The following is a 22,641-nucleotide window of genomic DNA, read 5'->3' on the forward strand; positions in this document are numbered from 1 at the left end:
GCGCGTCCGGCCGCACGCTCACTAGGCTCGTGACGTGGCGACCCTGAGCGAGCTCCTGCGCGGACGCACCGACCTGCCCGACCACGACATCGAGTGGCTCCAGCTCCTCGTCGGCGACTGGCAGCTCGTCGCCGACCTGTCCTTCGCCGACCTCGTCCTGTGGGTCCGCTCGGTGGGCGACCGCTGGGAGGCCGTGGCGCACGTGCGCCCGACCACGGGCCAGCTCGTCTTCGTCGACGACCAGGTGGGCCGGGTGGCCGACCCGGGCCGCACCCGCGACCTGCTCGACGAGGCGGCGGCCGAGCAGCGCATCCTGCGCGTGCGCCAGGTCGTCGTGCCGCACGAGCAGGGGCCCGACCAGTCGGTCCGCGAGGAGTACATCCCCGTCGTGCGCGGCGGGCACGTCGTCGCCGTCATGACGCGGCACACCAACCTCTGGACGACGCGCACCCCGAGCCGCCTCGAGCTGACCTACCTGGCCACGGCCGACGCGCTGTGCCGGATGATCACCGGCGGGGAGTTCCCGCACGGCAGCGCCCCCACCGGGCTTCGCCGTGGCGCCCCGCGCGTCGGCGACGGCGTCATCCGCCTCGACGTCGACGGCGTCGTCACGTACGCGAGCCCGAACGCCGTGTCGGCGCTGCACCGCCTCGGCCACCTCGGCGAGGTCGTCGGGGCGAGCCTGGCCCAGATCGTCACCGACAACGTCCGCGAGTCCTTCCCCGTCGACGAGGGCCTGCCGCTCGTCGTCACCGGCCGGCAGCCGTGGCGCACCGAGGTCGTCGCCGGCGGCACGACCGTCTCGATGCGGGCCATCCCGCTGACCGAGGCCGGCCAGCGGTTCGGGGCCATCGTCCTGATGCGTGACGTCGGCGAGCTCCGGCGGCGCGAGCGCGAGCTGATGACCAAGGACGCGACGATCCGTGAGATCCACCACCGCGTCAAGAACAACCTCCAGTCCGTCGCCGCCCTTCTGCGCCTGCAGGCCCGACGCGTGCCGCAGGGGGAGGCGCGGATCGCGCTCGAGGAGGCCGAGCGGCGCGTCGGCACCATCGCCATGGTCCACGACCAGCTGAGCCAGGGCTTCGACGAGACCGTCGACTTCGACGCCATCTCCCAGCGCGGCCTCAACGCCGTCGTCGAGGTGGCCTCGAACGGCGCCCCGGTCCGTGCCGTCACCGAGGGCTCCTTCGGGCGGCTGCGCGCCGAGGACGCCACGGCGCTCGCGATGGTCATGAGCGAGCTCGTGCAGAACTCCATCGAGCACGGCCTGGGCGATGCCGGGGGAGTGGTGCGGGTGCACGTCGACCGCCAGACCGACGACCGCGGCCAGCCCATGGTCGTCGTGTCGGTCGAGGACGACGGCAAGGGCATCGACCCGGCCCGCCGCCCGGGGTCGGGCCTCGGCACCCAGATCGTCCAGTCGCTCATCGCCGACCTGCAGGGCCGCATCACGTGGGAGCCGGTCTCGCCGCACGGCACCCGGGCCCGGTTCACGGCGAGCCTGCGCCCGATCACCTGACGCGCCCGCCCCGGATCACCAGACGCGTCCGCCCCCGGCGCGCGTCCGGGCAGCGGAAAGCCCGGCGACCGTGACGGTCACCGGGCTCGCTTCGGTGGTGCGTGAGGGGTGTGGTGCGCAGTGCGCCGGCCTCAGCCCGCCCGACGGGCGCGCGCGTTGCGGCGCTTGAGCGCTCGGCGCTCGTCCTCCGAGAGGCCGCCCCAGACGCCGGCGTCCTGGCCGGTCTCGAGCGCCCACTTCAGGCACGTGTCGATGACGGGGCAGGTCCGGCACACGGCCTTGGCCTCCTCGATCTGCAGGATGGCCGGGCCGGTGTTCCCGATCGGGAAGAACAGCTCGGGGTCGGCATCCAGGCAGGCAGCGCGGTCGCGCCAGTCCATGCGGATCTTGCTCCTTCAGGTTGGTTGCGGCAGCCAGGAACGGGGTGCCGTCCTGCTGCAGGTCTCGGGCGCCATCGTCATTGTCGGAGCCTGGGTCTCGGCGGGTGGTCCAAGAGGGTTGCCCCCTGACCAACGACGACGCGCACGAAGGTGTTCCGTACGCGTCGAGGCCGTGAACCAGTGTGACCAACATCCATGTCCGTGTTCAACGCCGCGGGCGCAGATCACACCAAGGATTGATCTTATCGGCAGATGCCTTCCAGTTCCAGACCGGCGCCCGGGCTGTGACCGACGGCTCGGTACGCTGCGGCGGTGAGTGCCACCGACCCCTCGCCAGCCCCGACCCCGGCGACCCCGGCCACGCCCGGTGCGGCGCAGCGCCTCGCGGGGGCGCTGACGCTGCTCCAGGCGCTCGTCGTCGTCGGGTTCGCCGGCTTCTTCGCCTACGAGATCGCCACGGGCGCCACCTCGACCGTCACGACGGCCGTCATGTCGGGGCTGCTCATCCTCGTCTTCGGCGTCGGCCTCGGGCTGCTGGCCCGCGGCTGGTTCCGGGGCCGCGACTGGCCGCGGACCCCGACCCTGCTGTGGAACGCCCTCCTGCTGCCCGTCGCGTGGTCGCTGCACGACTCCGACCGCACGCCCGTGGCGCTCGGGGTGGCCGCCGTGGCCCTCGTCAGCATCGGGGCCGCGCTCGCCACACCGATGCGTCGCGACGCGGGGACGCCCGACGGACCCGACGAGCAGGATGCGCGGGACACCCGGGACTGAGCGCTGAGCCTGACGCCCGACCGGGCGCACATCGCCCGGCCGGGCCCTCAGCTGAGCGAGAGCCAGTCGTTCCAGCCGTTGTGCAGCACGAGCCAGGCGATAAGGCCGTAGCCGGCCTGGCCGGGGTGCGCGCGGTCGGGGCTCGCCGCGAGGTCGGCCATCCACTGGTCGTGGGTGACGAGCGGGCGGAAGCAGTCGACGTAGGTGATGCCGCGGCGGGCGCAGACGTCGGCCTGGGCCTCGGCCAGGGCCTCCAGGCGCCGGTTCAGCTCGGCGTCGAGCGTCGGGGACAGGCCCACGACGAAGACGCCGATGCCGGCGTTGGTGGCCTCGTCGAGGATGTTGGCGAGGTTGAGCCGCGAGCGGGCCATCGTCATGCCCGACAGCACGTCGTTGGTGCCGACCGACAGCACGAGGCGACGCTCGCTGCGGCCCTTCCAGCGCGGGTGGCACTCGGCCCCCCAGCGGGCCACGACGTCACCGGACGTGTTGCCACGGACGCCGAGGTTGTAGGCCGTCAGGTCGAGGTCGGGGTGCTGCGTACGGGCCACGACGCGCCCGACCCAGCCCAGGCCCTTGGGGTCGCCGTAGCCGGCCGTCTGGGAGGCCCCGACGAAGACCATGCCGACGTCGCGCACGCCGTCGGAGACGGTGAGCTCGGCGCTCGGGGTGTAGTAGGGCGTCGTCGGCTCCTCGGCCACGGGCGCCTCGGCAGGCTCGGGCGCCTGGGCCGGGAACCGGTTCGGCGTCGAGTCGGTGAACTGGGTGTGCGACGAGGGGTAGGCCGGGCCCACGCCGTACGGGTCGCGGGTGTCGCTGTCGCTGCTGTCGGTCACGGATCAGTCCTCGTCGTCGTCCAGCCGGGCGAGCCACGTGGCCAGGCGCTCGACCGGCACCTCGAACTCGGGGTTGAGGTCGACGAAGACGCGCAGCTGCTCGGCGAGCCACTCGAGGGTGACCTCCTCCTCGCCGCGACGGGCCGCCAGCTCCTCGATGCCCCGGTCGGTGAAGTACACGTGGGGAGGTTATCGCGTCAGCCGCACGGCTCGGCGGAGGCGGGCCGGGAACGCGGGAAGGGCCCCCGCCACGGTCGGCGGGGGCCCTCCTCGAGCACTGCGGGTGCGGCGTCCTCACCGGGTGGTCAGGACGCGTCGGATCAGCGGTCGAACGCCTTGGACAGCAGCTCGGCCTGCTCGGCGGCGTGCTTCTTCGAGGAGCCCGTCGCAGGCGACGCGGCGGCCTTGCGGGCCACGACGCGCCACGGACGCTGCTCGCCGACGTCGCAGAGGTCCTCGTGCAGCCACTGCGCCATGATCGGCCAGGCGCCCTGGTTGCGCGGCTCGTCCTGGACCCACACGAGCTCGGCGCCCGGGTAGGCCGCGACGGCCTCGGCGATCTCCTCGACCGGGATCGGGTAGAGCTGCTCGACGCGGACGATCGCCGTGGAGCGGTCGCCGCGCTTGGCGCGCTCGGCGTCGAGCTCGTGGACGATCTTGCCCGAGGCGAGCAGGACGCGGGTGACCTGGTCGGTGACGCCCTCGTGGTCGGGCAGCACCGGGCGGAAGCCGCCGGTCGTGAAGGCCTCGACGCCGCTGGCTGCGGCCTTGCTGCGCAGCATCGACTTCGGGGTGAAGACGACGAGCGGGGTGCGCGGTCGGTTGTAGGCCTGGCGGCGCAGCAGGTGGAAGTAGCTCGCCGCGGTCGAGGGGTAGGCGACCGTCATGTTGTTCTCGGCGCAGAGCTGCAGGTAGCGCTCGATGCGCGCCGAGCTGTGGTCGGGACCCTGGCCCTCGTAGCCGTGCGGGAGCAGGAGCACGACCGAGCTGCGCTGGCCCCACTTCTGCTCCGAGCTGGAGATGAACTCGTCGACGATGGTCTGCGCGCCGTTGCCGAAGTCGCCGAACTGGGCCTCCCAGAGGACGAGGGCATCGGGTCGCTCGACCGAGTAGCCGTACTCGAAGCCCATGGCCGCGTACTCCGACAGCAGCGAGTCGTAGACCCAGAAGCGGGCCTGGCCCTCGCCGAGGTAGAGCAGCGGCGTCCACTCCTCCGCGTTGTCCTTGTCGATGAGGACCGCGTGTCGCTGGACGAACGTGCCGCGACGGCTGTCCTGGCCGGCGAGGCGGATCGGCGTGCCCTCCTTGAGCAGGGTGCCGAACGCGAGCAACTCGGCCATCGGCCAGTCGATGCCGCCGTCGTGCACCATCTGGGCGCGCTTGTCCATGAGCTGCTTGAGCTTCGGGTGGATCGTGAAGCCCTGCGGCGGGTTGGCGAAGGTCTCGCCGATGTGGACGAGCTCGGCGGCCGCGACCCCGGTCTCGGTGGCCGAGCGCACCGGGCGCGCGTCGTCCTGCACCTGGGCGGTCGGACGCTCGAGCCCGGCGTTGTCGGGCGCGTCGCTGTCGGCGTCGGTCTGGCCCGCGGCGGCGGCCGCGGCGCTCTTCTTCGCCTCGCGCGTCTCGATGAAGACCCGCTCGAGCTGCTGCTGGTAGTCGCGCAGCGCGGCCTCGGCGTCCTCGACGCTGATGTCGCCGCGGCCGATGAGCGACTCGGTGTAGAGCTTGCGCACCGAGCGCTTGGCCTCGATGAGGTTGTACATGAGCGGCTGGGTCATCGACGGGTCGTCGCCCTCGTTGTGGCCGCGACGGCGGTAGCAGACCATGTCGATGACGACGTCCTTGTTGAACGCCTGGCGGAAGTCGTAGGCGAGCTCGGCGACGCGCACGCACGCCTCCGGGTCGTCGCCGTTGACGTGGAAGATCGGCGCCTGGATCATCCGCGCGACGTCGGTGGCGTACACCGACGAGCGCGAGCTGCTCGGCGAGGTCGTGAAGCCGACCTGGTTGTTGATGACGACGTGGATCGTGCCGCCGGTGCGGTAGCCGCGCAGCTGGCTGAGGTTGAGCGTCTCGGCCACGACGCCCTGGCCGGCGAACGCGGCGTCGCCGTGCATGAGCACGGGCAGGACGGTGAAGGCCTCGCCGGCGAGGTTGAGGCGGTCCTGCTTGGCGCGGACGATGCCCTCGAGCACCGGGTTGACCGCCTCGAGGTGGCTGGGGTTGGCCGCGAGGTAGACCTTCGTCTTGCTGCCGTCCTCGGCGACGAACTCACCCTCGGTGCCCAGGTGGTACTTGACGTCGCCGGAGCCCTGGACCGACTTCGGGTCCTGGGTGCCCTCGAACTCGCGGAAGATCTGGCCGTAGGACTTGCCGGCGATGTTGGCGAGCACGTTGAGGCGGCCACGGTGCGGCATGCCGATGCAGACCTCGTCGAGGTCCTCGCTCGCGGCGCGGCACAGGATCCGGTCGAGCAGGGCGATGACCGACTCGCCGCCCTCGAGGGAGAAGCGCTTCTGGCCGACGAACTTCGTCTGCAGGAAGGTCTCGAAGGCCTCGGCGGCGTTGAGGCGGCGCATGATCCGCATCTGCTCGTCGCGGTTGGCCTTCTCGTAGGGCCGCTCGACCTTGTCCTGGATCCACTTGCGCTGCTCGGGGTCCTGGATGTGCATGTACTCGATGCCGACGGTGCGGCAGTACGAGTCGCGCAGGATGCCGAGGATCTTGCGCAGCTTGAGGAACGGCGCCCCGCCGAACCCGCCCGTGGCGAACGTGCGGTCGAGGTCCCAGAGGGTCAGGCCGTGCGTCGTGACGTCGAGGTCGTGGTGGCGACGCTGCTTGTACTCGAGCGGGTCGGTGTCGGCCATGAGGTGGCCGCGGACGCGGTAGGCGTGGATGAGCTCCTGGACGCGGGCGACCTTGTTGATGTCGTCGTCGTGGGAGGAGTCGATGTCCTGGATCCAGCGGACCGGCTCGTACGGGATGCGCAGCGACTCGAAGATCTCGTCGTAGAACGCGTTCTTGCCGAGGAGCAGCTCGTGGATGATCCGCAGGAACTCGCCGCTCTGGGCGCCCTGGATGATCCGGTGGTCGTAGGTCGAGGTGAGCGTCAGGATCTTGCTCACGGCGTTGCGGTTGAGCGTCTCGTTGCTCGCGCCCTGCCACTCCGCCGGGTACTCGAGGGCGCCGACGCCGATGATGGTGCCCTGGCCCTTCATGAGGCGCGGCACCGAGTGCACGGTGCCGATGCCGCCGGGGTTGGTCAGGCTGATCGTCGTGCCCTGGAAGTCCTCGACGGTCAGCTTGTTGCCGCGCGCCTTGCGCACGAGGTCCTCGTAGGCGGTCCAGAAGTGGACGAAGTCCATCTCCTCGGCCGACTTGACCGAGGGGACGACGAGGCTGCGGCTGCCGTCGGGCTTGGCCAGGTCGATGGCGAGGCCGAAGTTGACGTGGGCCGGGCGCACGAGCGCCGGCTTGCCGTTGACCTCGGTGAAGCCGTGGTTCATCTCCGGCAGCATCGAGATCGCCTTGACCATGGCGAAGCCGATGATGTGGGTGAAGCTGACCTTGCCGCCGCGGGAGCGGGCGAGGTGGTTGTTGATGACGACGCGGTTGTCGATGAGCAGCTTGGCCGGGACGGCGCGCACGCTCGTGGCGGTGGGCACCTCGAGGGAGGTCTCCATGTTGGACACGACGCGCGAGGCGGCGCCGCGCAGGGGCACGACCTCGTCCTCGTTGACCGGGCCGGTGTCCTTGACGGCCGGGATGTCGCGCGGCTTGGGGGCCTCGGCGGCGGGCTCGGTCTTGGCCTCGGTCTTGGGCTCGGTCTTGGCCTCCGGCTTCGGCTCGGTCTTGGCCTTTGCCTCCGGCTGCGCAGCGGCGGCCGGCTTGGCGACGGCGGGAGCGGCCGCGGCGGTGCCGTTGGTGCCGTTGGTCGCCGGGGCGGGGGCGGGCGCCGGAGCCGCGGGAGCCGGCTGGGCCTTGGGGGTGGTCGTCGTGGCACCGTTCGCGTCCGTGTCCCCGGGTCGGTAGTCCTCGAAGAACCCCCACCAGGCCTTGTCGACGGACTGCTTGTCCGTCAGGAACTGCTGGTAGAGCTCGTCGACGAGCCATTCGTTCGGACCGAATGCTGCGATCGGGTCTCCGGACGTGGACTGATCGGACACGGCGAATGCGCCTCTTTCGTTGGCTTGGGTGCGTCGGTGCCTAACAGGGGTCAAGCCTAGCCCCGCGCGCTCGAATACCCGACATGGGCTCGGATGTCGAGCCGGGATCGTGACGAGGCATTCGTCACGTTGCGATCCGGCCCCGATCCTGCCTGCCCGACGCGCGTGGGCGGGTCGGGCGAGGCGGGCGTGTAGGCCGTCGGTCCGGACGCGTCAGCTGATGTCGCTGCGCACCGTGCGCCAGGTGCCGAGGCCGGCCATGAGGGTGGCGTAGCCGGCCAGGACGAGGGCCCCGGCCCACCACGACAGCTGCTCGAGGACCTCCCCGTTGAAGCCGCCGCCGGAGGTGTCGAGCATCGCCGCCGTGGCCCGGCTCGGCAGGTACGGCGCGATCGTCTTGCCCCAGTCGGTGAGGGCCAGCACGAGGCTGAGGATCGGCTCGAGGATCCAGGCGACGGCCACGGAGATGAGCAGGGCGGCCACCTGGTTGGGGATGAGGATGCCGGCGCCGAGGCCGATGAGGGCCCAGAGGCCGAGGACGAGCAGCGACAGCGCCAGGGTGCGCCAGATGGCCGGGTCGGCGAAGGGCTGGTGCCCCTTGGACCGGAGCACGAGGGTGCCGGCGGCGACGGAGCCGGCGAGCGACAGGACGCCGTAGAAGGCCCCGATCACGAGGAGCGAGACGACCTTGGCGCCCATGACGCGCCCGCGTCGGGGCGTGGCCAGGAAGGTGGCGGTGATCGTCTTGTGCCGGTACTCCGAGCCGATCGTCATGACGCCGATGGCGAGGGTGAGCAGGTAGCCGACCTGGATCCCGCCGGTGAAGACGGCCTTGGCCAGGGCGAGGTCGGTGCGCGGCACTGCCGCGGCCTGGGGCCCCTGGACGGCGTTGCTGGTGAAGACGTACGCGAAGAGCACCGCGAAGGCGGCGCCGGTGACCGTGACGGCGATCGCCATGCCCCACCAGAGGCGCGTCGTGAAGAACTTGCGGAACTCGGAGCGGATCGCGGCGGTCATCGGTCCACGCCCTCCGTCCGGGCTCCGGGGGCCCACGGGCCGGACGTGCCCGGCGATCCCGGCGTTCCCGGAGTCCCCGGGGCGCCCGAGCCGTCGGACGCGTCCGGCGGTGGCGCGTGCTCGACGGGGCGCCCGCTCGGAGGTGGCAGGTTCGGTGGGAGGTTCGGCGGCAGGTCGGCTGGGACGTCGGCGCCGGGGGAGTGCGTGGCGCCGTCGTCGCCGAGGTTGTCGCCGAGGTTGTCGCCGAGGTTGCGGTTGCGGTGCTCGCCGGACTCGGTGAGGTTGAAGAAGAGCTCCTCGAGGTGGGTCTGCTCGCCGCGCAGCTCGTGGACGGCGACGTCGTTGGCGTGGGCGACGTCGCCGACGACCTGCAGGTCCTGCGTGGTGACGCGCAGCGCGGCGCGGCCCTGGCCGTCGACGGTGTCGACGCGCAGGCCGCGGCCGCGGAGGGCGCCGGCGAGGCGGTCGGGGTCGGAGGTGCGCACGAAGGCGGTCGGCTCGCCGCGCAGCTCGGCGACGGTGCCCTGGGCGACGCGTCGGCCGTTGGCGATGATGAGGACGTCGTCGACGGTCTGCTCGACCTCGGAGAGCATGTGGCTCGAGATGAGCAGCGTCTTGCCCTCACCGGCCAGGTGGCGCAGGAAGCCGCGCAGCCAGCGGATGCCCTCGGGGTCCAGGCCGTTCGCCGGCTCGTCGAGGATGACGACCTGCGGGTCGCCGAGGAGCGCCGCGGCCAGGCCGAGGCGCTGGCGCATGCCCATCGAGTAGCCGCCGGCGCGCTTGCGGGCGGCGGCGGGGACGCCGACGAGCTCGAGCAGCTCGTCGACGCGCCGGCTGGGCACGCCTGCCACCGAGGCCTGGACGCGCAGGTGGTCGCGGCCGCTGCGGCCGGGGTGGAAGTTCGTCGCCTCGAGGGCCGAGCCGACGACGGTCAGCGGGTTGGGGATGTCGACGTAGCGCCGGCCGTCGATCGTCGCGGTGCCCGCGGTCGGGCGGACCAGGCCGAGGAGCATGCGCAGCGTCGTGGTCTTGCCGCTGCCGTTCGGGCCGAGGAAGCCGGTGATCCGGCCGGGCTCGACGTCGAGGTCGAGGTGGTCGACGGCCGTGAAGGAGCCGAACCGCTTCGTCAGCCCGCGCACCTCGATGGTCCCGGTGAAACCCGGACGTGCACCCACCGCACGCTCCCTTCGTGTCCGCCGCGTGGCGTCCGGTGCGCTCCCGTCGCGCCGGCCCGACCTCGCGTGTGGCGCCCACTCAACCACAGCCGTGACACCACCGCGAAGGTCGGTATCGTCCGCGCATGAGTGACCACGAGGCGCGACTGCGCGCGTACTACGACGCGGAGATGGCCGAGCGGGACGTTCGACCCCTGGGGGAGCAGCGCGAGGCCCACGTGGCCGGCTTCGCCGCCCTGTGCACCGAGCAGCGGCGCGCGTCGGTCCTCGAGGTCGGCTGCGGCGCCGGTCGAGACGGCCGGATCCTCGCCGCGGCGGGCCTCGGGTACACCGGCGTCGACCTGTCACGGGCGGCCGTGGAGCTGTGCCGCGCCCACGGGCTCGAGGCGCACCTCGCGAGCGCGCTCGACCTGCCGTTCGAGGACGACACCTTCGAGGCCGCCTGGACCATGAGCACCCTCATGCACCTCGAGGGCGACGGCATCGTCAGGGCACTGGCCGAGGTGCGGCGGGTGGTGCGCCCCGGAGGGCTGCTCGAGATCGGGGTGTGGGGCGGCGACGAGGCGCGCGAGTGGGTCGACGAGGGCGGCCGGTACTTCCGGAGCAGGACCGATGCCGAGCTGGTCACGTTGCTGGCGGCCGTCGGCGAGGTGACGGCGTTCGACACGTGGTCGCGGTTCGAGGACGGCGGCCACTACCAGTGGGCCAGGGTCGTCATCGCCTGACGCGGGGACCGGGATCGCCCGACGCGGGCCCCGGCACCGGGCCCGGCGCGGACGCCGACCGCGGCCGAGGTCCTCGATAGGGTGGGCGGACCATGACACCCCACGAAGACGGCCACCGCCCGTGACCGAGTGGCTCCTCGTCCTCGGGGCGGTGCTGCTCACCGCGGGGACCGCCGTGTTCGTCGCGGCCGAGTTCTCCCTCGTGGCCCTCGACCGGCCGACCGTGCAGCGCGCCATCGACGAGGGCGACTCGCGCGCCCGGGTCGTGCTCCAGTCGCTCAAGCAGCTCTCGACCCAGCTGTCGGCGGCGCAGGTCGGCATCACCATCACGACCCTCGTCGTCGGCTACCTCGCCGAGCCCTCGATCGGGCAGCTCGTCTCCGGGCCGCTGACGAGCCTCGGGCTCGGGCCCGGCGCGGTCTCGGCCCTCTCGAGCGCCATCGCCCTCGTGCTCGCCACCGTCTTCTCGATGATCTTCGGCGAGCTGCTGCCGCAGTTCCTCGGCATCTCGGTGCCGCTCGCGACGGCCAAGGTCGTCGCCCTGCCCGTCCGCGTCTTCGCCACCCTGGCCCGGCCCCTCATCGTCGTGCTCAACGGGTCGGCCAACGGGTTCCTGCGGTCGGTCGGCATCGAGCCGCAGGAGGAGCTCTCCGGTGCCCGCACGCCGCAGGAGCTCGCGAGCCTGGTCCAGCGCTCCGCCGAGGCCGGCACCCTCGACCAGACCACGGCCCGGATGCTGACCCGCTCGCTCGGCTTCGGCGAGCGCACCGCCGACGACGTCATGACGCCGCGCGTGCGCTGCACCGGCATCCACCGCGACGAGTCGGCCGACGACGTCCTGCGCCTCTCGCGCCGCACCGGCTTCTCGCGGTTCCCGGTCCTCGGCGAGGACTGGGACGACGTCGACGGCGTCGTCCACGTCAAGAAGGCCATGGCGGTGCCGCACGAGCGACGCAAGGACGTGCCCGTCTCGGCCCTCATGTCCGAGCGGCTCGTCGTCCCCGAGACGATCCGCCTCGACCCGCTGCTGCGCCAGCTGCGCGAGGGCGGCTTCCAGATGGCCGTCGTCGTCGACGAGTACGGCGGCACGTCGGGCATCGTCACGCTCGAGGACGTCGTCGAGGAGATCGTCGGCGAGGTCTCCGACGAGCACGACCGCAGCCGCCAGAGCGGCCGCGAGCTGCTCGACGGGTCGTGGACCGTGCCGGGTCTCTGGCGCCCCGACGAGGTGCGCGACGCCTTCGACGCCGACGTCCCCGACGGCCCCGCCTACGAGACGATGGGCGGCTTCGTCATGGCCGCCCTCGGGCGCGTCCCGGCCGTCGGCGACACGGTGCACGTGGCGGGCTGGCGGATCAACGTCGTCGGCATGGAGGGGCGTCGGGTCGACCGGCTGCGCTTCGTGCCCGACCCCGACTCGCTGCCCCACGCCGGTGCCGGGGAGGATGCCGACCGCGAGCCCGACGCGTCGGGTCCCGTTGCGGGGGAGGGGCGCTCGTGAGCGGGGCCTGGGTCTACGTCGTCTCCGTGTTCCTCTTGTTCGGCAACGCGTTCTTCGTCGGCGCCGAGTTCGCGGCCATGGCCGTGCGCCGGTCGACGCTCGAGCCGCTCGCCGAGGGCGGCAGCAAGCGCGCGGCGTCGTGCCTGCAGGCCCTCGAGCGGCTCGGCTCGATGCTCGTCACCGCCCAGCTCGGCATCACGGTGTGCTCGGTCGGCCTGGGTGCGCTCGCCGAGGCGGCGCTGCACCACCTGCTCGAGCCGGTCTTCCACTCCGTCGGGCTCTCCGACGCGTGGGCCAGCGGCGTCGCCCTCGCGCTGGCGCTGCTCATCGTCAGCTACCTGCACGTCGTCGTCGGGGAGATGATCCCCAAGAACCTCGCGATCGCCGGGCCCGACCGGGCCGCGCTCGTCCTCGTGCCGCCGCTGTTCTTCATCGCCCGCACGCTGCGGCACATCGTCGCGGCCATGGAGGCCACGGCCAAGGCCCTCGTGCGCCTCTTCAGGGTCGAGCCGAAGGACGAGCTGACCTCGGCTTTCACGGTCGAGGAGGTCGCCCACATCGTCGGCGAGTCCCGGCGCGAGGGCCTCATCGAGGAGGAGCGGCACGGGCTCGTCACCAAGACGCTCGAGTTCTCCGACAAGCTGGCCCGCGACGTCGCGGTGGCGGCCGACGCGCTGAGGACCGTCGAGCTCGGTGCGACGCCGGCCGACATCGAGCGGCTCGTGGCCCGGCACGGGTTCAGCCGCTACCCGGTGCGCGACGCCGCCGGCGAGCTCGCCGGCTACATCCACCTCAAGGACATCCTCTACGCCGACGACGAGCGGCACGAGCAGCCGGTGCCCCCCAAGCGCGTCCGGCGCCTCGCGACCGTCCGCGAGGGCGACGAGGTCGAGGACGTCCTCGCCACGATGCAGCTGACCGGCGCCCACCTGGCCCGGGTCATCGACGACGGGGCGCACGTCACCGGCGTCGTCTTCCTCGAGGACGTCCTCGAGGAGCTCGTCGGCGAGGTCACCGACACGACCCAGCGCTGACGCGTCAGCCGTCGGTGCCCTCGGCGTCGGGCTCGATGCCGGGCTCGATGCCGGGCTCGGCGTCGGGGTCGGCGTCGTCGCGTGCCGCCCGCCAGTCGAGGTAGGCCTGACCACGCGGTGCGAGCTCGTAGCCGACGTCGTGGCTGATCGTCAGCCCGAGCGCCTTGAGCTTGCGGATGTCGACCTTCATCGGCAGCAGCTCGACCTCGCGCAGCGCGGCCAGCTCGCGGGCCACGACGTGCGGGTTGTCGCGGATCCACTCGAGGATCTCGCGGGTCCACGGACCACTCGGGCGGGCGTCGAGCCGGTCGAGGCGCCTGCCGAGGTCCTCGAGCGCGGCGGCGTCGGGGAGCGCGTCGCGCAGCTCCAGCCGGGGATCCTCGCCCGCCCACTCCACGTGCACCCGGTACACGTGCCGGCCGCCCTTCGAGCCGCGCGGCGAGGGCTTGCGGTCCTTCGGCGCCAGGGCCCGGCGCAGCGCCTCGGCGTCCTTCATCCCGGCCGCACGGGCGGCGCGGTCGGAGATGCGCTCGACGTCGCCGACCCGGGTGACGCGGGTGAAGCGCACGAGCCCGGCGGAGGTCAGCTGCGTGCCGCCGACGGTGACGCGCGGTGCGTCCCACCGGCGGTACTGCGTGGTGACCCTGCCGGCACGGATGGCCTCGGCGACGGGTTTGGAGATGAGCACGGGACCCAGCCTCGCAGAACGAGCCGGCACGGAGGTGCGACGACGACGAAGGCCGAGGTGGAACGGCGCTCTGCGCCCTCCACCTCGGCCTTCGTCCGTCGGTGCCCCCGGCAGGATTCGAACCTGCGCTCCCGCCTCCGGAGGGCGGTGCTCTATCCCCTGAGCTACGGGGGCGACACACGCACTTTCGTGCGCCCGGTGAGAGTAGCAGCCCGCCTCTGGCATCCGTGAATCAGCCCCGACCGGGCCGGAAGGGCCCGGCTCGTAGACTCGGCGACATGACGCCGGAGCAGCTGCGCGCCCTCCTCTGCGAGGTCGCGGCGCGGGCCGCGCGCACCGGCGAGCTGCCCGACGAGGCCGAGGCCGGACCCCCCGCCGGGCCGCTCTTCCGCCCCGCCGACCCGCGGTCCGCCGGCGTCGTCGCCGACTGGGTCACGCCCGTCGCGCAGCGCTGGGCGCCCCAGCTCGGGCTCGCACCCCGTGACCTCGCCCGCACCCTCGCCCAGGGGATGGTCGAGCAGCGGCCGGTGTCGGCGGTCGAGGTCGCCCCGACCGGCCTCATCGCGCTGACGCTCGAGGACGCCGACCGCGCCGCCATCATCGAGGTCGTCCGCAGCGAGGCCGACACCTACGCGTGCCCGCACGGCACGGCCCACGTCGAGGTCACCGAGCGGCCGGGCCAGCGCGACGCCACCGACCCGCTCCGCGCCGTCCAGCTGGCGCACGCCCGGCTGTGCCGGCTGGTGCGCAACGCCGAGGCGGCGGGCGTGCAGGTGCGGGCCTCGACGCGTCCGGAGGTCCTGACGCACGTCACCGAGCGGCACCTGCTCGTGGCGCTCGCCGACCTCCCGCAGCGGCTCGAGCACCACCGCGGCGACACCGCCGCCCAGGTGCGGGCGCTCGGCGAGGTCGGACGCCTCGCCGACGCCTGGGACCACCCGCTGCGCCCCCGCGTCGTCGACGCCCCGATCGCGGGCGTCCACGGGGCGCGGCTCGCGCTCGCCGACGCCGCGCGCGTCGTCTTGCGCAATGGACTCGGCCGCCTCGGTGCGGCGGCCCCGGAAAGGATGTAGGGATGCGCGCACACGAAGCCGGAGCGCTCCACGCCGAGGGCTACCGCGGCCCCGCGTGGCTCCAGACCCCCGTCGACGTCAACGCCCTCGTGCCCTCGCTGTGGGCCTCGTCGGTGGGCCGTGGGTCCGACGGCGCCCTCACGGTCGGCGGGGTGTCGGTCGTCGACCTCGCCCGCGAGTTCGGGACCCCTGCCTACATCATCGACGAGGACGACTTCCGTTCCCGCGCAAGGGAGTTCAAGCAGACCTACGCCGAGGTCTTCGACGACCTCTGTGGCGGCGCCGACGTCTACTACGCCGGCAAGGCGTTCCTCTGCACCGAGGTCGCGCGCTGGATCGACCAGGAGGGGCTGCACCTCGACGTCTGCACCGGGGGCGAGCTGGCCGTCGCGATCCGTGCCGGCGTGCCGGGGGAGCGGGTCGGCCTGCACGGCAACAACAAGAGCGTGGCCGAGATCCGCCAGGCCCTCGAGTACGGCGTCGGCCGCATCGTCGTCGACTCCTTCGACGAGATCGAGCGCGTCGCCGGTGTCGCCGCCGAGCTCGGCGTCGTCGCGCCGGTCCTCGTCCGCGTCACGGTGGGCGTCGAGGCGCACACCCACGAGTTCATCGCGACGGCCCACGAGGACCAGAAGTTCGGGCTCTCGCTCTCGGGCGGCCAGGCCTTCGAGGCCGTCCGCCGCATCCTCGAGCGGTCCGAGCACCTGCGCCTGCTCGGCCTCCACAGCCACATCGGCTCGCAGATCTTCGACACGTCCGGCTTCGAGGTGTCGGCCCGCCGCATCCTCGGCCTGCACACCCGGGTGGCCCGCGAGCTCGGCGTCGAGATGCCCGAGCTCGACCTCGGCGGCGGCTTCGGCATCGCCTACACCACCGAGCACGACCCGCTGTCCCCGAAGCACCTCGCGGCCGGGATGGCCGAGATCGTCGAGCGGGAGTGCCGGGCCGACGGCGTCGCGGTGCCGCGCATCTCCATCGAGCCCGGCCGCGCCATCGCCGGCCCCAGCACGTTCACGCTGTACGAGGTCGGCACGGTCAAGCCGGTCGACCTCGACGGCGGCGCGCGACGCGTCTACGTGTCCGTCGACGGCGGCATGAGCGACAACGTCCGCACCGCCCTCTACGACGCCAACTACTCGTGCACGGTGGCCGGCCGGGCCTCCACGGCGCCGCCGGTCCTGGCCCGCGTCGTCGGGAAGCACTGCGAGAGCGGCGACATCGTCGTCAAGGACGAGTTCCTGCCCGCCGACGTCGCGGCCGGCGACCTCGTCGCCGTGCCGGGCACCGGCGCCTACTGCCGGTCGTTGTCGAGCCAGTACAACCACACGCCGCGGCCTCCCGTCGTCGCGGTCCGCGACGGCGTCGCCCGGGTCATCGTGCGGCGCGAGACGGTCGACGACCTCCTCGCGCTCGACGTCTGATGCGCCCGCAGATCCTGCGCCGCGCATGTCCGGATCGCGAAACAATGGCCGTCCAGCACCCGGACACACGGCAGGATTCGCACGGTGGACAGCGCTGTGAGTGACCCGAAGCCGTTGCGCGTCGCCCTCCTCGGGGCCGGCGTCGTGGGTGGAGCCGTCGCGCGTCTGCTCACGGAGCACGCCGACGACATGGCCGCCCGCGTGGGGGCCCCGCTCGAGATCGTCGGCATCGCCGTGCGCCGGGCCGGGCGCGACCGCTCCGAGCTCGGCATCGACCCGGCGCTCTTCACGACCGACGCCGAGGACCTCGTGACCCGCGCCGACGTCGTCGTCGAGGTCATCGGCGGCATCGAGCCGGCCCGCTCGCTCATCCTGCGCGCCATGGAGCACGGCGCGTCGGTCGTCACGGCCAACAAGGCGCTCCTCGCCGAGGACGGCCCGACCCTCTACGCCGCGGCCGCCGAGCACGGCGTCGACCTCTACTACGAGGCCGCCGTGGCCGGCGCGATCCCGCTGCTGCGCCCGCTGCGCGAGTCGCTCGCCGGCGACGAGGTCACCAAGGTCCTCGGCATCGTCAACGGCACGACCAACTACGTCCTCGACAAGATGGACACCACGGGCGCCGGTTTCGCCGACGCCGTCGAGCAGGCCCAGTCGCTCGGCTACGCCGAGGCCGACCCGACCGCCGACGTCGAGGGCTTCGACGCCGCCGCCAAGGCCGCCATCCTCGCCTCGCTCGCCTTCCACACCCGGGTCGCCGGCACCGACGTGCACCGCGAGGGCATCACCGAGGTCAGCGCGGCAGACGTCGCAGCGGCCCGCGCCATGGACGCCGTCGTCAAGCTCCTCGCGATCTGCGAGCGCACCGACGCCGGCGTCAGCGTCCGCGTCCACCCGGCGATGATCCCGCGCACGCACCCGCTCGCCGGGGTCCGCGAGGCCTTCAACGCCGTCTTCGTCGAGGCCGACGCCGCGGGCCAGCTCATGTTCTACGGCAAGGGCGCCGGCGGCGACCCCACCGCCTCGGCCGTGCTCGGCGACATCGTCGCCGTGGCCCGTCACCGCGTCGGGGGAGGCCTCGGACCGGGGGAGTCGACCTACGCCGACCTGCCGGTCCTGCCGATGGGGCAGGCGCAGACGCGCTACCACATCAGCCTCGAGGTGGCCGACCGCTCCGGCGTCCTCGCCCAGGTCGCGGCCGCGTTCGCCGACCAGGACGTCTCCATCGAGACCGTCCGCCAGCAGCTCGTCCGCGACGAGGACGGTCAGGGTGCCCGCGCCACCCTCATCATCGTCACGCACACGGCGAGCGACGCCGCGCTGTCGGCCACCGTCGACGCGCTGCGCACCCTCGACGTCGTCCGTGGCGTCAACTCCGTGATGCGCGTGGAAGGTTCGTGATGGCCCACCAGTGGCGGGGCGTGATCCCCGAGTACGCCGACCGGCTGCCGATGCTCGACGGTGCCCCGGTCGTGACCCTCCGCGAGGGCGGCACGCCGCTCATCCCCGCCGAGAAGCTCTCCGAGCGCGTCGGCGCGGAGGTGCACCTCAAGTACGAGGGCCTCAACCCCACCGGCTCCTTCAAGGACCGCGGCATGACCGCCGCGATCAGCCTGGCCGCCAGGAAGGGCGCCAAGGCGGTCATCTGCGCGAGCACCGGCAACACGAGCGCGTCGGCCGCGGCCTACGCCACCAAGGCCGGCATGACGTGCGGCGTCCTCGTCCCCGACGGCAAGATCGCCATGGGCAAGCTGAGCCAGGCGATCGCCCACGGCGCCACGCTCCTGCAGGTCGAGGGCAACTTCGACGACTGCCTGACGCTGGCCCGCAAGCTCGCCGAGGCCTACCCGGTCGAGCTCGTCAACTCGGTCAACCCCGCCCGCATCGAGGGCCAGAAGACCGCGTCGTTCGAGGTCGTCGACGCGCTCGGCGACGCCCCCGACATCCACTGCCTGCCCGTCGGCAACGCCGGCAACATCACGGCCTACTGGAAGGGCTACCGCGAGTACCTCGCGACGCCCGTCACCGACGCCCCGGCCGGACCGGCCACGCACCTGCCCGTCATGTGGGGCTTCCAGGCCGCCGGCGCCGCGCCGATCGTCCTCGGCCACCCCGTCGACGAGCCCGAGACCATCGCCACGGCGATCCGCATCGGCAACCCGGCGTCGTGGGAGCAGGCCGTCGCCGCGCGCGACGAGTCCGGCGGCCGCATCGACGCCGTCACCGACGAGCAGATCCTCGTCGCACACCGGTTCCTCTCCGCCGAGGAGGGCGTCTTCGTCGAGCCGGGCTCGGCGGCATCGGTCGCGGGCCTGCTCGCCTGCCACGAGGCGGGACTCGTGCCGGCCGGCGCGCGGATCGTCTGCACCGTCACGGGCCACGGCCTCAAGGACCCGCAGTGGGCCCTGCGCACCGCCGACGGCGGCGACGTGACCCCGGTGCGGGTGCCCGTCGACGCCGTGAGCGCCGCGCATGCCCTCGGCCTCGAGGACTGACGCGTGACCCGCGTCGCCGCAGGACGCTCGGTGCACGTGCGCGTGCCCGCGAGCAGCGCCAACCTCGGACCCGGCTTCGACTCGATCGGCCTGGCGCTCGGCCTCTGGGACGAGTACGTCGTCACGACGTCGGACACCCCCGGGCTGACGATCACCGTGGCCGGCGAGGCCGCCGACGAGGTGCCCACCGACGAGAGCCACCTCGTGCACGCCACGATGCGGCACACGTGGGACCGGCTCGGTGTCGAGGCCCCGGTCGGTCTCGTCATCGACGCCCGCAACGGGGTGCCGCACGGGCGCGGTCTCGGTTCGTCGGCGACCGCGATCGTCGCGGGCGTCGTTGCGGCACAGGCTCTCTCGGGCCCGGCTGCCGGGTGGAGCCGTGACGCGTCCATCGGCGACGGCGAGGCGTGGCCCGCGCCGGGAGAGCCGCTGCCGGTCGACCTCGACCTCGCCGACGACGTCGCGAGCCTGCTCGAGGGCCACCCCGACAACGCGTCGGCCAGCGTGTTCGGAGGGCTCACCGTCAGCTGGATGCCCGACGGCACCGGCGCCGACCGCGGCGCGCACACCGTCACCGCGCGGCTGGCGCTGCACCCCGACGTCGACGTCGTCGTCCTCGTGCCCGGCACCCAGCTGGCCACCCGCACCGCGCGCGCCGTCCTGCCCGCCGCCGTCCCGCTGCGCGAGGCCGCGGCCGGCGCGGGCCGGGCCGCCCTTCTCGTCCACGCGCTGACCGTCGACCCCTCCCACCTGCACGCCGCGACCCGCGACTGGCTGCACCAGGAGGCGCGCCGGCCCTCCTACCCCGACACGATGGACGTCGTCGACGCCCTGCGGGCGCAGGGTCACGCGGCCGTCGTCTCGGGCGCCGGCCCGAGCATCCTCGTGCTCACCACCCGCGCCCGCGCGGGAGAGGTGCAGGTGCCTCCCGGGCACGAGGGCTGGCGCCGACTCGCGCCGGGCGTGCCCACGAGCGGCGCGAGCGTCACAGCCTGCTAGCGCGCCGTCCGACCCCGCGAGGGGGCCGGATGGTATCCTGCGGGTGCACCACACGCCGCGAGCTTTCGCAGGCCGGTGCATCACCCCCACGCAGAGGCCCACTCATCGCCTCTCGGCGCCGTGCGCCGTCGTGGACCACCTTCAGGCCAGCACTGGCCCAAGTCCGACCCGTGCGAGTCCGCCCCGGGTCGCAAACGAGGGGGAAGGATCCTTCGTGTCAGAAACCACCACCCGCCCGGTGTCGGGCCTGTCCGCCATGAAGCTGGACGAGCTCAAGGGCGTCGCGTCCTCCATGGGCATCAAGGGCACCGGGAAGATGCGCAAGAGCGACCTCGTCGAGGCCATCCGGGCCCGCCAGTCGGGCGGCTCGTCGGCTCCGGCCGCCGCTCCCGCCGGCGGCTCGTCCGCCGCCGCGTCCACGGACGCCCCCGCCTCCGACGCGCCGGCCGCCGGCCGCTCAGCCGGTTCCGACGCCCCGGCGCAGGAGGCCGGCACGGGCCGCGCCCGTACCTCGCGTCGCGCCAGCCGCCCGGCGGGCTCCGCCGGCGAGGCCGCCACGGGCGGCACCGACGCCGCGGCGTCGGGCGGCTCCGCCGGTGACCGCGCTGCGGCCACCGAGGGCGCCGACGCGCCGCGCGAGCGTCGCGACGAGCGCGCCCGCTCCCAGCGCGGCGAGCAGCAGAACCAGCAGAACCGCGACCAGCAGAACCGCGACGAGCGTGCCGACCAGGCCGTCCGCGAGGCCCGCGAGGGCCGGCAGGGCGATCGCCAGAACGAGCGCCAGAACGAGCGCCAGGGTCAGGGCGCCCAGGGTCGGGGCCAGCAGAACCAGGGCCAGAACCGCGACCAGAACCGTGGTCAGGACCGCGAGCAGAGCCGTGGCCAGTCCGGCCAGTCCGGCCAGTCCGGCCAGTCCGGCCAGTCGGGCCAGGGTGGCCAGGACCGACAGGATCGGGACCAGAACCGGATCGACGACGACGAGCGCGGCGGCCGCCGCAGCCGCAACCGCCAGCGCAACCGTGACCGCAAGCGCGGTCGTACCACCGAGCGCGGCGGCGACTGGGCCGAGAGCGACCTGCAGGTCGGCGACGACGACGTGCTCGTGCCCGTGGCCGGCATCCTCGACGTCCTCGACAACTACGCGTTCGTCCGCACGTCCGGCTACCTCGCCGGCCCGAACGACGTGTACGTGCCGCTCGGGATGGTCAAGAAGCACGGCCTGCGCAAGGGCGACGCCGTCACCGGCGCCGTCAAGGCGCTCCGCGACGGCGAGCAGCCCCAGGGCAACGTCGGCCGGCAGAAGTACAACGCGCTCGTGCGCCTGGACAGCGTCAACGGGGCCGGCCCCGACGACGCCGCCAAGCGCGTCGAGTTCGGCAAGTTGACGCCGCTCTACCCGCAGCAGCGCCTGCGGCTCGAGACCGAGCCGGGCAACCTGACCACGCGGATCATCGACCTCGTCGCCCCGATCGGCAAGGGCCAGCGCGGCCTCATCGTCGCGCCCGCCAAGGCCGGCAAGACGATGGTCATGCAGGCCCTCGCCAACGCCATCACGACGAACAACCCCGAGTGCCACCTCATGGTCGTCCTCGTCGACGAGCGTCCGGAGGAGGTCACCGACATGCAGCGCGCCGTCAAGGGCGAGGTCATCGCCTCGACCTTCGACCGGCCGGCCGAGGACCACACCACGGTCGCCGAGCTCGCCATCGAGCGCGCCAAGCGCCTAGTCGAGCTCGGCCACGACGTCGTCGTCCTGCTCGACTCGATCACCAAGCTCGGTCGCGCCTACAACCTCGCCGCCCCGGCGAGCGGCCGGATCCTGTCCGGTGGCGTCGACTCGGCCGCGCTCTACCCGCCGAAGAAGTTCTTCGGCGCCGCGCGCAACATCGAGAACGGCGGCTCGCTGACGATCCTGGCCACGGCCCTCGTCGAGACCGGCTCGAAGATGGACGAGGTCATCTTCGAGGAGTTCAAGGGCACCGGGAACATGGAGCTCAAGCTCGACCGTCAGCTGGCCAACCGCCGCATCTTCCCCGCGGTCGACATCAACAGCTCGGGCACCCGCCGCGAGGAGATCCTCCTCGCGACCGAGGAGCTGAAGATCATGTGGAAGCTGCGCCGGGTCCTCGGCGGGCTCGACGCGCAGCAGGCCATCGAGCTGCTCCTCGACCGGCTGCGCAAGACGAAGACGAACTACGAGTTCCTGACCCAGGTGCAGCAGACGAGCGGCAACCGCCTCGACTCGGACGCCTGAGCCCGGGCGGCCTGCGCAGGCCGTACCGCACCACCACCTCGAAGGGGTGGGACCCCACGACGCGGTCCCACCCCTTCGTCGTCCCGTCTCTCGGCGTTTCAAGTCGGAACTGTCCGAAATGTTCGTAAACTGGGTCGACCCACCTGCCTTACCCGTGATGGAGTGCCATGACCGCGCCTGTTGGCGACCCTGTCTCCGCCAGCGACGACCCGGTTCGCGTCCTCGTCGCCGACGACGACGCCGACATCCGAGACCTCGTCGAGTTCAAGCTGGCCCAGGCGGGCTACGCCGTCGAGGCGGTCGCGGACGGTGCGTCGGCGTGGGAGTCCTTCGAGGCCAACCCGCCGCAGCTCGTCGTCCTCGACGTCATGATGCCGGGCCTGTCGGGCATCGACGTCCTCCGCAAGATCCGCGAGAGCGAGCACCCCGGCGTCCCGGTCCTGCTGCTCAGCGCGAAGTCGCGCGACTCCGACGTCGACACCGGCTTCGCCGTCGGCGCCGACGACTACGTCATCAAGCCGTTCAGCCCGCGCGAGCTGCTGCACCGCGTCAACGGCATGCTCGCCCGGGCCCGCTGAGGA

At 73.0% G+C, this 22,641-nt stretch carries 19 protein-coding genes and 1 tRNA gene; 12 read left to right on the forward strand and 8 right to left on the reverse strand.

The window, feature by feature from the left end; translation table 11 throughout:
* The first annotated feature begins 34 nt into the window (after positions 1 to 34).
* Positions 35 to 1,522, forward strand: a complete 1,488-nt coding sequence (locus tag BIV28_RS00400) for a sensor histidine kinase (RefSeq protein WP_076258329.1) — start codon at positions 35 to 37, stop codon at positions 1,520 to 1,522.
* A gap of 131 nt (positions 1,523 to 1,653) precedes the next feature.
* On the opposite strand, the gene BIV28_RS00405 is transcribed toward BIV28_RS00400, so the two are convergent.
* Positions 1,654 to 1,902: a WhiB family transcriptional regulator gene (locus BIV28_RS00405; RefSeq protein WP_013493302.1), complete on the reverse strand. Its 249-nt coding sequence runs from the start codon at positions 1,900 to 1,902 to the stop codon at positions 1,654 to 1,656.
* Between the two features lie 312 nt (positions 1,903 to 2,214).
* On the opposite strand from BIV28_RS00405, the gene BIV28_RS00410 reads away from it, so the two are divergent.
* Complete coding sequence (locus BIV28_RS00410) at positions 2,215 to 2,673, forward strand: hypothetical protein (protein WP_076258331.1); 459 nt, start codon at positions 2,215 to 2,217, stop codon at positions 2,671 to 2,673.
* Positions 2,674 to 2,720: 47 nt separating this feature from the next.
* Here BIV28_RS00410 and BIV28_RS00415 read toward each other — a convergent pair whose 3' ends face one another.
* From BIV28_RS00415 to BIV28_RS00430, 5 genes are all read right to left on the reverse strand, one after another.
* The gene (locus BIV28_RS00415; protein WP_083706911.1) at positions 2,721 to 3,509 is read right to left on the reverse strand and encodes a GDSL-type esterase/lipase family protein; all 789 of its coding nucleotides are present in this window, start codon (positions 3,507 to 3,509) and stop codon (positions 2,721 to 2,723) included.
* 3 nt (positions 3,510 to 3,512) lie between these two features.
* Positions 3,513 to 3,689, reverse strand: a complete 177-nt coding sequence (locus BIV28_RS19820; protein ID WP_207555675.1) for a DUF6104 family protein — start codon at positions 3,687 to 3,689, stop codon at positions 3,513 to 3,515.
* 140 nt (positions 3,690 to 3,829) lie between these two features.
* Positions 3,830 to 7,675: a multifunctional oxoglutarate decarboxylase/oxoglutarate dehydrogenase thiamine pyrophosphate-binding subunit/dihydrolipoyllysine-residue succinyltransferase subunit gene (locus BIV28_RS00420; RefSeq protein WP_076258333.1), complete on the reverse strand. Its 3,846-nt coding sequence runs from the start codon at positions 7,673 to 7,675 to the stop codon at positions 3,830 to 3,832.
* A 213-nt stretch (positions 7,676 to 7,888) separates the two neighbouring features.
* Positions 7,889 to 8,692, reverse strand: coding sequence for an ABC transporter permease (locus BIV28_RS00425; protein WP_076258335.1), 804 nt, complete (start codon positions 8,690 to 8,692; stop codon positions 7,889 to 7,891).
* A complete protein-coding gene (locus BIV28_RS00430) occupies positions 8,689 to 9,867 on the reverse strand; it encodes an ABC transporter ATP-binding protein (RefSeq protein ID WP_083706912.1) in 1,179 nt (392 codons plus the stop codon). Before BIV28_RS00430 ends, BIV28_RS00425 begins: the two co-directional genes overlap by 4 nt.
* Positions 9,868 to 9,992: 125 nt before the next feature.
* Here BIV28_RS00430 and BIV28_RS00435 point away from each other — a divergent pair, with 125 nt between their 5' ends.
* From BIV28_RS00435 to BIV28_RS00445, 3 genes are all read left to right on the forward strand, one after another.
* A complete protein-coding gene (locus BIV28_RS00435) occupies positions 9,993 to 10,592 on the forward strand; it encodes a class I SAM-dependent methyltransferase (protein ID WP_076258337.1) in 600 nt (199 codons plus the stop codon).
* A 121-nt stretch (positions 10,593 to 10,713) separates the two neighbouring features.
* Entirely contained in the window at positions 10,714 to 12,093 is a 1,380-nt protein-coding gene (locus tag BIV28_RS00440) for a hemolysin family protein (protein ID WP_076258339.1), read from the forward strand.
* The gene (locus BIV28_RS00445) at positions 12,090 to 13,127 is read left to right on the forward strand and encodes a hemolysin family protein (RefSeq protein ID WP_076258341.1); all 1,038 of its coding nucleotides are present in this window, start codon (positions 12,090 to 12,092) and stop codon (positions 13,125 to 13,127) included. Before BIV28_RS00440 ends, BIV28_RS00445 begins: the two co-directional genes overlap by 4 nt.
* 4 nt (positions 13,128 to 13,131) lie before the next feature.
* Here BIV28_RS00445 and BIV28_RS00450 read toward each other — a convergent pair whose 3' ends face one another.
* Both BIV28_RS00450 and BIV28_RS00455 read right to left on the reverse strand, forming a co-directional pair.
* The gene (locus tag BIV28_RS00450; RefSeq protein ID WP_207555676.1) at positions 13,132 to 13,815 is read right to left on the reverse strand and encodes an ASCH domain-containing protein; all 684 of its coding nucleotides are present in this window, start codon (positions 13,813 to 13,815) and stop codon (positions 13,132 to 13,134) included.
* Between the two features lie 102 nt (positions 13,816 to 13,917).
* Positions 13,918 to 13,989 (reverse strand) — tRNA-Arg (locus tag BIV28_RS00455).
* A 104-nt stretch (positions 13,990 to 14,093) separates the two neighbouring features.
* Between BIV28_RS00455 and BIV28_RS00460 the strand changes: the two genes are divergently transcribed.
* The 7 genes from BIV28_RS00460 (at position 14,094) to BIV28_RS00490 (ending at position 22,638) form a co-directional block, all read left to right on the forward strand.
* Positions 14,094 to 14,888, forward strand: coding sequence for a DALR anticodon-binding domain-containing protein (locus BIV28_RS00460; protein WP_076258343.1), 795 nt, complete (start codon positions 14,094 to 14,096; stop codon positions 14,886 to 14,888).
* A 2-nt stretch (positions 14,889 to 14,890) separates the two neighbouring features.
* A complete protein-coding gene (gene lysA / locus BIV28_RS00465; RefSeq protein WP_076258345.1) occupies positions 14,891 to 16,309 on the forward strand; it encodes a diaminopimelate decarboxylase in 1,419 nt (472 codons plus the stop codon).
* A gap of 96 nt (positions 16,310 to 16,405) precedes the next feature.
* Positions 16,406 to 17,710 (forward strand): homoserine dehydrogenase, encoded by a 1,305-nt coding sequence (locus tag BIV28_RS00470; protein ID WP_242652703.1) that lies wholly within the window; start codon positions 16,406 to 16,408, stop codon positions 17,708 to 17,710.
* Positions 17,710 to 18,804, forward strand: a complete 1,095-nt coding sequence (gene thrC, locus BIV28_RS00475) for a threonine synthase (protein WP_076258348.1) — start codon at positions 17,710 to 17,712, stop codon at positions 18,802 to 18,804. Before BIV28_RS00470 ends, thrC begins: the two co-directional genes overlap by 1 nt.
* Before the next feature lie 3 nt (positions 18,805 to 18,807).
* Positions 18,808 to 19,806, forward strand: a complete 999-nt coding sequence (locus BIV28_RS00480; protein WP_076258349.1) for a homoserine kinase — start codon at positions 18,808 to 18,810, stop codon at positions 19,804 to 19,806.
* Positions 19,807 to 20,062: 256 nt separating this feature from the next.
* On the forward strand, positions 20,063 to 22,060 hold the full coding sequence (rho, locus tag BIV28_RS00485; RefSeq protein ID WP_242652709.1) for a transcription termination factor Rho: 1,998 nt from the start codon (positions 20,063 to 20,065) through the stop codon (positions 22,058 to 22,060).
* A 167-nt stretch (positions 22,061 to 22,227) separates the two neighbouring features.
* Positions 22,228 to 22,638 carry a response regulator transcription factor gene (locus tag BIV28_RS00490; protein ID WP_076258352.1) on the forward strand — a complete coding sequence of 137 codons (411 nt, stop codon included), beginning with the start codon at positions 22,228 to 22,230 and terminating at the stop codon, positions 22,636 to 22,638.
* Positions 22,639 to 22,641: the final 3 nt, after the last annotated feature.

The sequence above is a fragment of the Intrasporangium flavum genome (assembly GCF_001956915.1).
Taxonomy (GTDB): domain Bacteria; phylum Actinomycetota; class Actinomycetes; order Actinomycetales; family Dermatophilaceae; genus Monashia; species Monashia flava.